At 45.9% G+C, this 13,838-nt stretch carries 15 protein-coding genes and 1 other annotated feature; of the genes, 1 reads left to right on the forward strand and 14 read right to left on the reverse strand.

The genetic code is table 11. The features are described from left to right. Positions 1-11: 11 nt before the first annotated feature. Positions 12-983, reverse strand: coding sequence for an RluA family pseudouridine synthase (locus EGM68_RS16690; protein ID WP_129549610.1), 972 nt, complete (start codon positions 981-983; stop codon positions 12-14). A 1-nt stretch (position 984) separates the two neighbouring features. Then, positions 985-1,476, reverse strand: coding sequence for a signal peptidase II (gene lspA, locus EGM68_RS16695; RefSeq protein WP_013372070.1), 492 nt, complete (start codon positions 1,474-1,476; stop codon positions 985-987). Between the two features lie 234 nt (positions 1,477-1,710). On the opposite strand from lspA, the gene EGM68_RS16700 reads away from it, so the two are divergent. Beyond that, positions 1,711-2,445, forward strand: coding sequence for a TraR/DksA C4-type zinc finger protein (locus EGM68_RS16700; RefSeq protein ID WP_013372071.1), 735 nt, complete (start codon positions 1,711-1,713; stop codon positions 2,443-2,445). A gap of 17 nt (positions 2,446-2,462) precedes the next feature. Here the strand turns inward: EGM68_RS16700 and EGM68_RS16705 are convergent, their stop codons facing one another. The 12 genes from EGM68_RS16705 to spoIIGA all read right to left on the reverse strand — a co-directional run bounded on the left by EGM68_RS16705 (position 2,463) and on the right by spoIIGA (position 13,652). Beyond that, the gene (locus EGM68_RS16705; RefSeq protein ID WP_013372072.1) at positions 2,463-2,810 is read right to left on the reverse strand and encodes a DUF5665 domain-containing protein; all 348 of its coding nucleotides are present in this window, start codon (positions 2,808-2,810) and stop codon (positions 2,463-2,465) included. Positions 2,811-2,995: 185 nt separating this feature from the next. Further along, a complete protein-coding gene (gene ileS / locus EGM68_RS16710) occupies positions 2,996-6,085 on the reverse strand; it encodes an isoleucine--tRNA ligase (RefSeq protein ID WP_129549611.1) in 3,090 nt (1,029 codons plus the stop codon). Positions 6,086-6,164: 79 nt separating this feature from the next. Continuing rightward, positions 6,165-6,444: a binding site (T-box leader), on the reverse strand. Positions 6,445-6,615: 171 nt separating this feature from the next. Beyond that, complete coding sequence (locus EGM68_RS16715; RefSeq protein ID WP_013311075.1) at positions 6,616-7,125, reverse strand: DivIVA domain-containing protein; 510 nt, start codon at positions 7,123-7,125, stop codon at positions 6,616-6,618. Positions 7,126-7,297: 172 nt separating this feature from the next. Then, positions 7,298-8,080: a YlmH family RNA-binding protein gene (locus EGM68_RS16720; protein ID WP_129549612.1), complete on the reverse strand. Its 783-nt coding sequence runs from the start codon at positions 8,078-8,080 to the stop codon at positions 7,298-7,300. A gap of 8 nt (positions 8,081-8,088) precedes the next feature. Continuing rightward, entirely contained in the window at positions 8,089-8,346 is a 258-nt protein-coding gene (locus EGM68_RS16725; protein ID WP_013372075.1) for a YggT family protein, read from the reverse strand. 7 nt (positions 8,347-8,353) lie between these two features. After that, on the reverse strand, positions 8,354-8,806 hold the full coding sequence (locus tag EGM68_RS16730) for a cell division protein SepF (RefSeq protein WP_013372076.1): 453 nt from the start codon (positions 8,804-8,806) through the stop codon (positions 8,354-8,356). Next, positions 8,797-9,498 (reverse strand): YggS family pyridoxal phosphate-dependent enzyme, encoded by a 702-nt coding sequence (locus tag EGM68_RS16735; protein ID WP_058829867.1) that lies wholly within the window; start codon positions 9,496-9,498, stop codon positions 8,797-8,799. The genes EGM68_RS16730 and EGM68_RS16735 overlap by 10 nt, the downstream gene beginning before the upstream one ends. A gap of 8 nt (positions 9,499-9,506) precedes the next feature. Further along, the gene (pgeF, locus tag EGM68_RS16740) at positions 9,507-10,391 is read right to left on the reverse strand and encodes a peptidoglycan editing factor PgeF (RefSeq protein WP_129549613.1); all 885 of its coding nucleotides are present in this window, start codon (positions 10,389-10,391) and stop codon (positions 9,507-9,509) included. An 82-nt stretch (positions 10,392-10,473) separates the two neighbouring features. Next, a complete protein-coding gene (locus EGM68_RS16745) occupies positions 10,474-10,818 on the reverse strand; it encodes a YlmC/YmxH family sporulation protein (RefSeq protein WP_016324551.1) in 345 nt (114 codons plus the stop codon). A gap of 117 nt (positions 10,819-10,935) precedes the next feature. Then, complete coding sequence (gene sigG / locus EGM68_RS16750) at positions 10,936-11,718, reverse strand: RNA polymerase sporulation sigma factor SigG (protein ID WP_013372080.1); 783 nt, start codon at positions 11,716-11,718, stop codon at positions 10,936-10,938. 96 nt (positions 11,719-11,814) lie between these two features. After that, complete coding sequence (gene sigE, locus EGM68_RS16755; RefSeq protein WP_013372081.1) at positions 11,815-12,555, reverse strand: RNA polymerase sporulation sigma factor SigE; 741 nt, start codon at positions 12,553-12,555, stop codon at positions 11,815-11,817. A gap of 110 nt (positions 12,556-12,665) precedes the next feature. Beyond that, positions 12,666-13,652 (reverse strand): sigma-E processing peptidase SpoIIGA, encoded by a 987-nt coding sequence (spoIIGA, locus tag EGM68_RS16760; RefSeq protein WP_129549614.1) that lies wholly within the window; start codon positions 13,650-13,652, stop codon positions 12,666-12,668. Positions 13,653-13,838 lie beyond the last annotated feature (186 nt).

A 13,838-nucleotide genomic window follows, 5' to 3' on the forward strand; every position in this document is an offset into this window, starting at 1 on the left:
TCATCGCTGTTTTAGCGACTACGCAAGGACGTTAATACGTCCTCCATATCAGGAGGGATCGGTCTGCTAAATTCCAAGTATTCTCCTGTGGTTGGATGCTTAAATCCCAATACCGCTGCATGCAGGGCTTGGCCCTCCATACGAACCCCTTTACTGCGTCCATACATAGGGTCGCCAACCAATGGATGCCCCATGAATTTCATGTGAACACGAATTTGATGTGTGCGCCCTGTCTCCAATTGAAGTTCAAGCAAGGTATAATCCCCCAACCGTTCAATAACGAGAAAATGGGTAACTGCATGCTTGCTGTTGCGTTCCGTCACCGTGAACATTTTACGATCACCTGAATCACGACCGATCGGAGCATCTACGGTTCCCTGATCGTGGCTCAAATGACCGTGGACCAATGCAATATATTTCCGAGTCACGCTATGATCCTTAAGCTGTGCTGCAAGTGATGCGTGGGCCTGATCATTTTTAGCCGCCATCAGCAGTCCTGATGTATCCTTATCAATACGGTGAACAATACCGGGACGTAATTCCCCGTTAATGCCGGAAAGGTCATGGCAGTGGTACATCAGTGCGTTGACCAGTGTTCCCGAGGAGTGTCCTGGTGCAGGATGCACCACTAGACCACGTTGCTTGTTAATGACAATAACGTCCGAATCCTCGTATACAACATCTAGCGGAATATTTTCCGGCATAATATCTACACTTTCTGGCTCAGGTACCGATAATACAATATGATCTCCTTCAGCCAGCTTGTAGTTCGCTTTGACCGCCGTACCGTTCACCAGTACGCGACCATTCCCGATCCACAGCTGAATTTGAGAACGAGATACTTCCTTCATTTCTTCGGCGATGTATTTGTCTATACGTGTTTTGACATTCCCTGAATCTGCCGTCCATTCCAGAGATTCACCCTCCAGTTCGTCCTCATAAGACAGACCTATGGCTTCGCCATTTTCATTCACTTCGTTCATGCTATGACTTCCCTTCAACGCTATCATTGCCATTCCCTTTTTCCCGACGCGATTCCAGCAATGTATCCAAAATAATCAGTGCAACACCGATGACAATTGCCGAATCTGCCACATTAAAAATCGGGAATGTGTAGCTTCCAAAATTGAACTGTGCAAAATCAACCACTTCTCCAGAAATAGCCCGATCCAAAAAATTACCAACCGCTCCCCCAAGCACCAAACTTAGCGCAACAGGAAGTAGTTTTTGCCCAGCTCTGACTGTTTTTCTTAGGTACCATACGATACCGATCACTACTACAATTGTGATCACGATAAAAAGCCAGCGTTGCCCTTCCAAAATCCCAAAAGCGGCTCCGCGATTACGATGGGAGGTAATTAAAAAGAAATTGCCGATGACTGGTATTTGCTCGTACAATTCCATCCGCGTAGCCACCAAATATTTGACTCCCTGATCAATCAAAAAAATAATTAGCGCAATACCAAAATAAATCACAGTCCTTCGTCACTCCGATCCGCTTATATCCGTTGTCGAACCCATTTATTGTAGCATAAGCCTTCTCAGATCGTCCACGAGTCCTGCAGGCTTTCGAGCACAGTCCTTGAATGGAATGAACTCGATCACATTTGATTAGAATTTCCTATGTAAAAGAGGTCTTCCCGGTGCACACTACAAGGAGCATACCTGACACAACGCATGCACGTAAATCTAGAACAAGGAGAGGATTGCATGTCCCCATTGACGGAGCAACAATTACAAGGCTTGCGTAACGAACTGCTGGAACGCAAAAAGGAAATTGAGCATCGGTTGCAAAGCAACGACCATTATGGACTCGGCGATTCTCAACGTGATCAAACCGGTGAGCTTTCTCCCATTGATAACCATCCAGGCGATCTGGCTACCGAAACCTATGAGCGAGCTAAAGATATTTCCTTGCTGGAGCATGACGAGTTTCAATTGGAACGTATCAAATCAGCCTTGATGGCTATGGACAAGGGGACCTATGGCATTTGCGCCGCCAGCGGTAAGCCCATTCCCTATGAACGCCTGCTGGCTGTTCCCTATACCATTTATTGCAAAGAATACAGTCCTGAAACAGAAGTATCCAACAACCGTCCGGTGGAGGAAGAATTTCTCGCTCCCGCGTTCGGTAGAACAAGCCTGGATGAGCGTGAAGAACAAAACGGCTTTGACGGTGAAGATGCTTGGCAGATCGTTGAAAATTGGGGGACCTCTAACACTCCGGCCATGGCGGAAAGTGGAGAAATCCATCGCTATGATGATATGGAAATCGAAGCCGGCGATGATAATATGGGCTTCGTAGAGCCATATGAAAGCTTTGTCGCTACTGACATTTATGGCAGAAATGTATCCATTGTCCGTAGTTCTATTTATCAGCGTTATATAGAAGATGGCGAGGGTGAAGGTCTGCTGGAGCCAGATTTGCACGAGGACGAATCGTAAGCTTTAAAGTGAAACGCCTAGTAGGTAGTAAGCTCTAATTGTCGCTGTACGATCCGTACAATATCAGCGATATAATCACCGATAATCGGCAAATTCAACGCTCCGAGCACTTGCAGCACATAAATAATGGTAGCAGCAAAAAAAGTAAACCCTAGCGCAATGCCGATTCCTCGGGAAACACCTGATATTAGGTTTAGCCAAAGCAACCGCCAAGGTTTATTCAGCAGCAAAGCGTAATCCGCAATACGTGTTCGTTCCATCTGCTCTGACACAGCTTGCACCAGCTTTTCCACACGACTTAGTTTCTCTGCCTGTTTACCTGCTATTCCCTTTTCTGAGGCTATGGCGGCCCCTTCTCCGTTCATCCCTCGGAGACTCCTTCCCTGTCTGCGCCTTGACCGTGCTGTCATATGCACAATCCCCCTTTTCCCATAGCTGCCCCGAAAGCAGCAAACGAGCCGAAGCACGTAACGGAGGAAACCCGTTTCCGATGCTTAGGCTCGTTTTTATATGCTGCCTGTTATTGTATTATGGGACAGGGGGCTTGTAATTATTCCCCAATATGAACGCCGATGGTTTTGCCGTTTACTTCTACATGTTCCGCTGGTTCAGCTTGACCAAATGTCACCGTGGTTACCAATACGTTCTCACGCAACACAGAGTCGAAGCTTTCGATCGCCTGACGCAAGTCGCTGTCTACATCCAACGTCAATGCTACATACTTTTCAATCGGCAGATCCAGCTTTTTGCGGTAGTCTTGTACCGCGCGAACCACTTCACGTACCCAGCCCTCTTGCTCAAGCTCCGGTGTAATATCTGTGTTCAGCGCTACCGTTAAGCCATAGCCAGAAGCAGAAGCGAAGCCTTCTTTTGCTTTTTTCTCCACCAGCAATTCTTCGGCTGTAACTTGCAACTCTTCACCTTCTGGAGAAGCCACGTTCAGCACTCCTTTTTCTACAACAGAACGAGTATCCTCAGCAGACATTCCTTTGAAAAGGTTTTGTAGGAATCCGACATTTTTGCCGTATTTCTTGCCTGCTACTTTCAAATTCAGCTTCAATGTAAAATCAACAAATCCGCTATCATCCGTCTCAACATGAATATGCTTCACATTGATCTCATCTTTAATGATTTCTTCATAGCCGCTCAGGTCAAAATCCTGATCCATAGACAGAATCAATTCAGACAACGGTTGACGTGTTTTCAAACCCGTTTCGTTACGGACATTACGTGCTAATTCAACGACGCGACGTGCTGTTTCCATATCTCGTTCCAGTTCCAGATCAATTAAGGATTCATTGGCAGACGGATAGTCATCCAAATGAACACTTTCCCCATTGCTCAGGTTGAGGTAAATATCCTCAGCAAGCAGCGGTGTGAACGGTGCCAGCAGCTTCGCCGTCGTTAACAACACCTCAGTCAATGTTCGATACGCATCCAGCTTATCTTCTGTAAGCCCGTTACCCCAGAAACGATCACGTGAACGACGGATATACCAGTTACTCAGCTCATCCACAAACGACTCAATCGCTTTGGAGGAGTTCAGGAAGTCATTTACAGACAATGCTTTATCCACAACCAAGATTAGGCTGTTTAGACGGGATAAAATCCAGCGATCCAACTTGTGTGCCGATGGCTTGAATGGATGCTGTGCCGGATCAAATCCGTCAATATCCGCATACAGAGTCAGAAATGCGTGTGTATTGACAAGCGTATCTACCAGTTTCGATTTAGCCTCGCCTACAATGCCTTTGGAAAAACGTTTGCTATTCCATGGTGCACTATCGGACAGTAATGCCCAGCGGAAAGCATCTGTTCCGTACTCATCAATCACTTCCCACGGATCAATAACATTACCCTTCGATTTGGACATTTTCTGCCCCTGCTCATCCAGTACATGGCCTGTTGCCATGACAGCTTTGTAAGGAGCTTTGCCAGTCAACATCGTCGAAACCGCAAGCAAGCTATAGAACCAGCCACGAGTCTGGTCAATCCCTTCACAGATCATATCTGCCGGAAATTGCTGCTCAAACGTTTCATTATTCTCAAAAGGATAGTGATGCTGTGCAAACGGCATAGAGCCGCTATCGAACCATACATCGATGACTTCCGGTGTGCGAGTCATTTCGTATTTACCGCATTGGCTACGAACCTTGATATCATCTACATAAGGTTTGTGTAGCTCGATATTCGCCGGTACATCCCCAATTGCACGTTCTCTCAATTCAGCAATACTATGAGGTGCGAACTGTTCTCCAGTTTCCTCACAAACCCAGATATTGAGCGGTGTACCCCAATAGCGATCGCGACTGATGTTCCAATCCACCAGTTCCTCCAAAAACTTACCGAAGCGTCCTTCGCGTACATGGCCCGGGTACCATTCAACTTCGCTGTTGTTGGCAATCAGTTGATCCTTGATCGCAGTTGTTTTGATAAACCAGCTGTCCATCGCATAGTACAATAATGGAGTATCGCAGCGCCAGCAGAACGGATAGCTATGCTCGTATTTTTCCTTGCTGTACAGCAACCCTTTTTCGGACAGCATTTTCACAATATCTACATCGCAATCTTTCACAAAACGGCCTGCAAAATCAGTGATTTCAGCTACATAGTTACCTTGGAGATCCACTACGTTGATAAACCCAACGCCATTTTCACGACATACGCGATAGTCATCCTCACCATGTGCCGGGGCCATATGAACGATACCTGTACCGCTGGAATCTGTTACGAACTTGGCACCCAGAATTTGGTTACCTTTCTCCACCTGAAAATAAGTAAATGGCGGGGTATAGGTTTGGCCTACCAGTTCTGAACCCGATAGCGTGCCAATCACTTCATGATCACCTTTAATTACGGTCTCAACAAGATTTTTAGCAACGATGTATACCCCATCTTCCTGCTTCACACGTGCGTATTCCAGCTCAGGGTTGACGGCGAGCGCCACGTGACTCGGCAAGGTCCAAGGTGTTGTCGTCCAGGCCAATACATATTCACCACTGCTATGCAGCTTGAATTTGGCCGTGGCACTCAGATCCTTTACATCTTTGTAGCCCTGTGCTACTTCATGGGAACTTAGTGTTGTCTGACAATCCGGGCAGTACGGACTCACACGATGACCACGATACAGCAGATCTTTCTCATGAATCGTCGCCAAAATGTTCCATACACTCTCGATATAGTTATTGTCCAAGGTAATGTATGGGTGATCGAGGTCTGTCCAGTATCCGATCGCTTCGGTTAAATCGCGCCACTGCTGCTCGTATTCAAACACGCTCGCTTTACATTTTTTAATAAATTTCTCAACACCGTATTCTTCAATTTCAGGCTTGTGAGAGATCCCCAATTGCTTTTGCACACCCAGTTCTACCGGCAGGCCATGCGTATCCCAACCCGCCTTACGTACAACGCGGTATCCCTTCATGGTCTGATAGCGGCCGACGAAATCCTTAATTACGCGACCCAGCACATGACCGATGTGTGGTTTGCCGTTAGCTGTTGGTGGGCCCTCATAAAACACAAAATTAGGCTTTCCTTCACGATTGGTAATGGATCTACGGAACGTGTCCTCCTGTTTCCATTTGCTCAGGATGCGTAGGTCACGTGACCGTGCTTTTTCTTTAACATCCACTCTGTTCATAACGTCATACTTCCTCTCTGCTTATCATTAATTGTTCTAGCGCACTTAAAAAAAGCAACAAAAAAAGCCCCATCCCTGTAAAAGGGACGAGACTGTGCTCGCGTTACCACCCTGATTCCGTAATTAGACCAGTCTAAAGAAGACGATCTTGTCACGACTCTCTGAGCCCTACTCAACTTCAGCAGGGCGCCATTATAACGCATGGCAAACGGTGATTGCTTACACACGCCATAAATTTAAGCGCTTCAGCTCACTTCTCCGGGAGGATCTTCAGTCATGTTCTGAACGTTGGCTTGCACCGGTTGGCCAACTCTCTGAGGGACAAATCATGACGTACTCGTTCCCATCAACGAATTAAACATGTTAAATTCATCGAAATCTTAAACCAGCAACATCGTTGCCTTGAATAACAACCATCAACCAATAGACGGATAATCGTTGAATTCAGTATAGTATTTACAGTTATAGCCTGTTTAAAGATAAAAGTCAACCCTAACAAGACCTAATGAAAAGCTTGTCAGAAATCAAAATCAGTAAATTTCTTTCATTTCACGCTCGCGCTCCAGCACTTCGCGTTCCCGGTTTTCAAGTGCTTCCCAGCCATCTTGGCTTAACAAGTCAAGCTGTGCTTCCACCAATGTACGAAACCGTGCTCGGTAAATTGAAGCCTGTTTCTTCAGTTCTTCAACCTCCAACGCGATTTTGCGGGATTTGGACAATGCTTCGTTCACAATACGATCCGCATTTTTTTCCGCTTCCTTCACGATCAGTTGAGATTCTTTCTTGGCGTTGTTGCGAACTTCATCAGCTGCTTCCTGCGCGACAATAATTGTCTTACTCAGTGTATCCTCAATCGTCGCAAAATGATCGAGCTTCTCCTGTACGTTCAGCAACTGGGTGCTCAGTTCTTTATTTTCACGAATAACGCCCTCGTAATCCTTGATCACCTGATCCAAAAATTCATTAACCTGATCCTCATCATAACCGCGAAGCCGGCGGGCAAATTCCTTATTATGTATATCCAATGGCGTTAATGGCATGCCGTCCACCTCCTATAAGATTGACAAAAAATTCATTTTCCGCGTCACGACGCTCATTATCATCTATCGGTCATCATACCCCGTTTTGTGAATACTGTACAGAGCAAAATCGTTCCAGTTCTTCGCTATAGGTTAATTCTTTCGACAGAAACCTCATGAATCCTGCCTACAGCTATACAAACTTACCAATTTTGACACGGAATCTACCCTTTTTTGTCATCCCGTCTGTTTCAAGCACTTTGAAACGCCCAAATCCCTGCATGGAAATAACGTCCCCAACCTTAAGTGAAGTAGATGGATTCTCCTCCACCTTCCAGTTTACCCGACATCGTCCCGCTCGAATCGGTGTTAATATTTTACTGCGACTCAATTTGTAGACGTCACTGGCAACCCCGTCCAGACGCAAAGAAGCGACCGTCAGATCCATCGCCTCTAATGCAACTTCCTTCGTTCGGAGACTTGCTACTGGCAACAGTTCTGTCCAAACATGAACACGATGTACCTGCTGCAAATGCATGGTTATAAAATCTCCGATCTCTGATGCCACCAACACATGACACCCATCATCCAGCACGTGAATGTCCCCGATTTTTCCACGCTTGATTCCAAGCCCCAAAATGGCACCTAGATAATCGCCGTGCTCAAGGGTATTGATTTTATGATCATCAGAAGAGATGGAAAGGACCTGAATTCCCATTTCCTCATCGTCCAAATACGAATAATCGGGCGCAATCAGCGCCCGCTTTCGTTCCGAAGCCGTATATCCGCCATCTACCCTAATCGTGACCTTCTCTTCCTTCGAAGCAAGTGTCTCCAATATGTACTGTTGTCGCGGATCCAAAAAATCAGTCAGCTTCTGCTCATGATAAGCTCCCGCATGACTGATCCATTCGGAAGCACGATCCACATAATCCCGTTCATCCGGGTGAAAATGCTCATAAATCTCAGTTCGCATAAATCCTCCTAGACGAAATTGCCAATTAAAGAAATCAAACCGTACGATGCAAAACGCAAAGCAATCAGCGCTACGATAGGTGAAATATCAATCATCCCGAAGATTGGCGGTATAAACCTGCGAAAAGGAGACAAATACGGCTCCACAAACCTGGCAAGTAGATCACCGATCACACTCTCTCTGGCATTAGGAAGCCATGACAGCAGAACATATGCAATGATCATGTACGAATAAATCTGAAATAACCAGTAAATTACCTCGATCAAGAAAAGCTCACCTCATTCTGTTAAGTTCTTGTTCAGTGTCAGCCAGTATCTCCGTAATGGAGCCTTGAATTTCAACCGTATCCGGTGTGCACAGAAAAATATTGTTACCGACCTTCGAAATGCCGCCACTCAGTGCATACACAGTACCACTCAAAAAATCAATGATACGTAACGCCTGATCCTTGCGAATTCGTTGCAAGTTAACCACGACGGTGCGATGTGAACGGATATGGTCAGCGATTTCCTGTGCTTCATCGTAAGAACGCGGCTCATACAGAACAACTTTCACATTTTTCTGTGAATGGATGCTGACAACATTCGTGCCCTTCTGGTTCTTACGTTTATCAAAGCTTGGGGTTTCAATTTCTTGATCTTCCGGCGTATTCATAACCTCTCGCTCTATAACTTCCTCTTCTTCCTGAAGCCCCAGAAAGTTCATGAACTTATTCATTACGCCCACTGAAAATCCTCCTCTCGTCCGACCAGTACGGAACCAAGCCGCAACCAGGTCGCTCCTTCTTCAACCGCCACTTCAAAATCATTGGACATCCCCATAGACAAGTGAACGATAGGTTCTCTAGTCAAGGCTTGTCCATTTAACCGATCACGCAGTTCACGCAATCCTCGAAACACAGGTCGAGTATGTTCTGGGTCTTCCTCATGAGGAGCCATGGTCATCAAGCCGATTACGTCCACATGTTCCAACTCGCGAATTTGTTCCAAGAAAGGGGCGACCGCCTCGGGGGATAAGCCGTATTTTGAAATTTCCCCAGAAATATTGACTTGTACAAAAGCTTTGACTCGCAGTCCCAAAGCGGCTGCCTTCTTATCCAATTCCTGAGCGAGCGATAAGCGATCAAGCGAATGTATAAATTTAAATTTTCCAATTACATCTTTAACCTTATTCGTTTGGAGATGACCAATAAAATGCCACGTTCCCCGGTCACCCAACTTGCTCCATTTATCTGCAGCATCCTGCCAGCGATTTTCGCCCACATGCTCCAAGTCGTTATCCAATACGGATGCCATTGCCGCCGCCGAAACATATTTCGTGACAGCGATCACATTTACTTCATCACGCGAACGTCCGCTACGGGCACATGCCGCTTCGATACGGGCGTTAACTTCTTTAATTCGTTCCTCCAAAGACACGGGAGGACTCACCTCTCTTCCAGACCAATCCAACTCGCCATTCTTCCTGTAACGCCGCCTTCCTTACGATATGAAAAGAACAAATCGCTACGGCTACTCGTGCACAAGGTAGTACATTCGATATGGCTCGGCAATATTCCTGCTTTCATCATAATGTGTCGATTGCATTGTTTCAAGTCAAGTAGTGTTTTTCCGCCCGTTAAGGGGAAATAAACAGAACCTTCCCATTTATCATTACCCGGGCAATCATGCTCTAAAACCCGAATTTGGCTCATCACATGCTCATCTACCTCATAGGATTCAGGACCAATGGAAGGACCAATAGCTGCTAGTATATCGGACGGCTGAGATCCATATTCAGTTTGCATGGTCTGTACCATTTTCAACGCAATCTCCGCCACTGTTCCCTTCCAGCCTGCATGCGCCAACCCAATCACACGATGCACGGGATCACAAAAATATAGGGGTACACAGTCCGCATAAAAGGACGTCAGCAAAATGCCTGGTATATTCGTCAAAAGTCCATCTGTGTCCTGAAAAGCTGATGCACGATCCATAAAGCCTCGCCCACGATCAGCAGCCTGGACAACAGCAACATGATTACCGTGGACCTGCTCGCCGCACGTCCACGCTTCAGCAGCAAAACCAAGCTGCTCAGCAATTAATCGGCGGTTGCGAATGACTTTCTCGGGGTCATCCCCTACATGAAACGCACAGTTCAGACTATCGTATGGCGCTTCGCTGACACCGCCATGACGTCCTGTAAAACCCACTGTTAATCCCTGAACCTGCCGCTCCCAAGATTGAATATATAACAGCTCTGGCACGGGACGTCTGCCATCTTGCATGGGCGTAGTCCCTTTAGCCTCGGTATTCACTATAAACGGTTCCATTTTGTTCTCACCTCTACTGCCCAGTGTACCAAAAAGCCGCCGCTGTGTCTTCACAACATACTAAATTACGTGTCCCTCCTGTTCAAAAGACCCGTCGGTCATTCCGCTCCTGACGTTCGATATACAGCTTTTCCTCCCTTTCATCCGGTGGCTCATGCAATCCCTCCAGTCGAACAAGCACAACATCCGAACCAATTTTCACAATGTTGCGCCACGGAATAACCAATTCGCTTCCCCCTCCAAACCAGCCCATGAATCGACTGCTGCCCGGAACCACAATAGCTTCAATTTTCCCTTGTCGTACGTCAATCTCCAGATCACTGATTTGTCCCAGACGTCGTCCATCTACAATGTTAATGACATCCTTGGTTTGAAACTCGGAAATTTTCATGGCTCTTACTGACGTTTCCGGTGCATTCACACGCATCACATCCTTTATTTCACTATATGAGTGGAAGAGCCCAAAAAATGTCCTACAAACGCAAAAACGATCCGCACGGGATCGTTTTTGTCACTGAATCATTCAAACATTTTGTTCATTTCATTAGGACTTTACATGTTTTTGCATTTGCTGTATAGCCGACTTCTCTAATCTCGAAACCTGGGCTTGAGAGATACCGATTTCGTCGGCAACCTCCATTTGCGTCTTTCCTTCATAAAAACGCATAGACAATATCATCTTTTCACGCTGGCCCAGGCGATGCATCGCTTCCCGGAGAGCGATTTCCTCAATCCATGAGACGTCTTTATTTCTGTCATCACTGATCTGATCCATCACATAGATTGGGTCGCCCCCGTCGTGATATATCGGCTCGAACAGCGAAACTGGATCCTGAATCGCATCCAATGCGAACACAACATCTTCTTTAGGCACATTTAGCACTTCTGATATTTCAAAAATCGTTGGTTCCCGCGAGTTCAGATTTGTCAGACTGTCCCGCACCTGAAGCGCCTTATATGCAATATCCCGCAACGAACGGGACACACGGATCGGGTTGTTATCCCGCAAATAACGGCGGATCTCTCCGATGATCATCGGCACCGCATAAGTGGAGAACTTTACGTTTTGCGAAAGGTCAAAATTATCAATCGCCTTCATCAGGCCGATGCATCCTACCTGGAACAAATCGTCCACAAACTCCCCCCGATTGTTAAAACGCTGAATCACACTCAGGACGAGCCGGAGATTGCCGTTGACCAATTTTTCTCTGGCTGATCGTTCATTATTTTGCTGAAGTGATGTGAACAGCTCGCGCATTTCTGCATTGGTTAATACCGGCAGTTTAGCGGTATCCACACCGCAAATTTCCACTTTGTTTCGGGTCATCGTGTCTTACCTCCCAAGGAGCAACATTAATGTACATTATCTCCTGAGGTCATTTTTTTATTCGCCGTTTCCATCGCTTCCGGATATCTCCAAGCATTATACCATTTTATTAAATTCCTTTCGTAAGCGCTTTATAATTCGTTTTTCCAGACGCGAAATATACGATTGCGATATACCCAACAGGTCAGCAACATCCTTCTGTGTCTTCTCTTCTCCGTCTTGTAAACCGAAGCGAAGTTCCATAATCAAACGCTCTCGATCCGTCAGCTTATCCAGTGCCTTATGCAATAATTTACGGTCTACTTGCTCCTCAATATTACGATAAATGGTATCATTTTCCGTTCCCATCACATCGGAAAGCAACAACTCATTACCATCCCAATCGATATTCAGAGGCTCATCAAAAGAAACCTCCGTTCTCGTTTTGCTATTGCGACGCAAATACATTAAAATCTCATTCTCAATGCATCGGGATGCATAGGTGGCAAGTTTGATTTTCTTCTCCGGATCAAAAGTGTTCACCGCTTTGATCAGCCCAATAGCACCGATGGATACGAGATCCTCAATGTTGATGCCCGTATTCTCAAATTTACGGGCAATATACACAACTAACCGCAAATTTCTCTCGATTAGCATCGACCGTACTGCTGCATCTCCAGAAGAAAGCTTTCCAAGCAAATACTCTTCCTCGTCTCTTGTCAATGGAGGGGGGAGCGCCTCGCTACCGCCAATATAATAAATTTCTTCACTTTTCAGCCCGAATAAAAATAAAATACGATAATATTGCAGTTGCCATGCTAGCCTAAATTTCATTTTTAAATTCATTTGTTCCCTCATATCATTCTCCCCCTTTTGAAAATAGTACAAGTTAAGTCTTACTGAGCTCCGTCTATTCCAGCATTGAATGTTTCTCCTCGTCTTTAAACCTTGTCCTGTGCTCTTCTCCATTATCTTGATTCTGTAAAATGATCTCTAGCATATGCTTCTCGTTTTAGGTTTGTATCAGCCTCCCCCTCTTCGTGTGCCGTCACTTCTGGGTGGATGATGGCACGATATTTGCCCTCTGATGACAACTTCCCCCCGTCTAAGCCAATCAGCACTCGATGATGTACAAAATGAACCCCATTCATCACCACCTCTACTCGATCTGGTTTGAGTGCGAGCATAAAGGAATGACTTCGGTTAATTCCACGATAAGGGACGAGACGAACACGATCCTGCCAGCTGAACGATTCCTCCCCCAGATCCATCACTAGTTGATCAGCATTACCCTCAGAACATTTTTGGAGCCAAGAGGCGGGTAAATACGATTCCCACAAAGCCGCCTCCATCACCATTACTGGGGTTCGGGTCAAAGGATCATGCAGTTGGTTACCTGTATCCAACAAGCCTGTACACTCAATATGATCCTGCCCAATCCACACCTGTACTTGCCCCAAAAAGCCACTCATCCTTTCTGTACGCTGCTTTGAGGACTGCACAATACGAAAGAAGAGCATCACTCCGCCAAATGCGCATAAAATAAACCAGAATGCGATTTTTAATTCAAAAGACATTCCACCTGATGCGGTATACCAGATGCCATTAAGCAATTCTCCCGTATTCTGGAGAAAATAATGCATCCCCAAAATGCCACCTGCTGCTACAAAATTGATCATGTAAAAGGCACCCATTGTACGAAGATACTTTTGCATGCTGCCAAAACCAAAGGCCACTAGCAGCATAATGACCGATAAGACCAGCTTGATTAGAAACGTAAACAAAAATGACAGCTCCGGCACAAACATCATGACCACGTACATTGCGCCAATTCCAGCTGAAGTCATTAATCGCCACCACACGGGTCGGATCTTTCTCATCCAGGCGGTGACCATTAGCAACACAGCATCAATAAACAAATTGACCAAGAAAATCAAATCGATATAAACAACCAAGGATTCACCCGCCCAGCATTTTGCAGGATAGGCTTAAGTATAGTAGTCATACGCTTCAAAGTCTGTCTAACGGTGGGGACGGTGTCCGACTAATTTTGTCGGAAAGAGGAGAAGCACTGGCCGTGTGGAATGCGGGAGAAAACAGAAAGAAGCCCGCATCTCCAAGGAGAATGCGGGCTTTCTAAA

It is taken from the genome of Paenibacillus sp. M-152 (assembly GCF_003856555.1).
In the GTDB taxonomy this organism is placed as follows: Bacteria; Bacillota; Bacilli; order Paenibacillales; family Paenibacillaceae; genus Paenibacillus; species Paenibacillus polymyxa_C.

What these genes read in the sequence shown, in the direction of transcription:
- EGM68_RS16690 (WP_129549610.1), bottom strand. Translation starts at nt 983, where the DNA reads ATGAACGAAGTGAATGAAAATGGCGAAGCCATAGGTCTGTCTTATGAG.
- EGM68_RS16700 (WP_013372071.1), top strand. Translation starts at nt 1,711, where the DNA reads ATGTCCCCATTGACGGAGCAACAATTACAAGGCTTGCGTAACGAACTG.
- EGM68_RS16705 (WP_013372072.1), bottom strand. Translation starts at nt 2,810, where the DNA reads ATGAACGGAGAAGGGGCCGCCATAGCCTCAGAAAAGGGAATAGCAGGT.
- ileS (WP_129549611.1), bottom strand. Translation starts at nt 6,085, where the DNA reads ATGAACAGAGTGGATGTTAAAGAAAAAGCACGGTCACGTGACCTACGC.
- EGM68_RS16715 (WP_013311075.1), bottom strand. Translation starts at nt 7,125, where the DNA reads ATGCCATTAACGCCATTGGATATACATAATAAGGAATTTGCCCGCCGG.
- EGM68_RS16720 (WP_129549612.1), bottom strand. Translation starts at nt 8,080, where the DNA reads ATGCGAACTGAGATTTATGAGCATTTTCACCCGGATGAACGGGATTAT.
- pgeF (WP_129549613.1), bottom strand. Translation starts at nt 10,391, where the DNA reads ATGGAACCGTTTATAGTGAATACCGAGGCTAAAGGGACTACGCCCATG.
- EGM68_RS16745 (WP_016324551.1), bottom strand. Translation starts at nt 10,818, where the DNA reads ATGCGTGTGAATGCACCGGAAACGTCAGTAAGAGCCATGAAAATTTCC.
- sigG (WP_013372080.1), bottom strand. Translation starts at nt 11,718, where the DNA reads ATGACCCGAAACAAAGTGGAAATTTGCGGTGTGGATACCGCTAAACTG.
- sigE (WP_013372081.1), bottom strand. Translation starts at nt 12,555, where the DNA reads ATGAGGGAACAAATGAATTTAAAAATGAAATTTAGGCTAGCATGGCAA.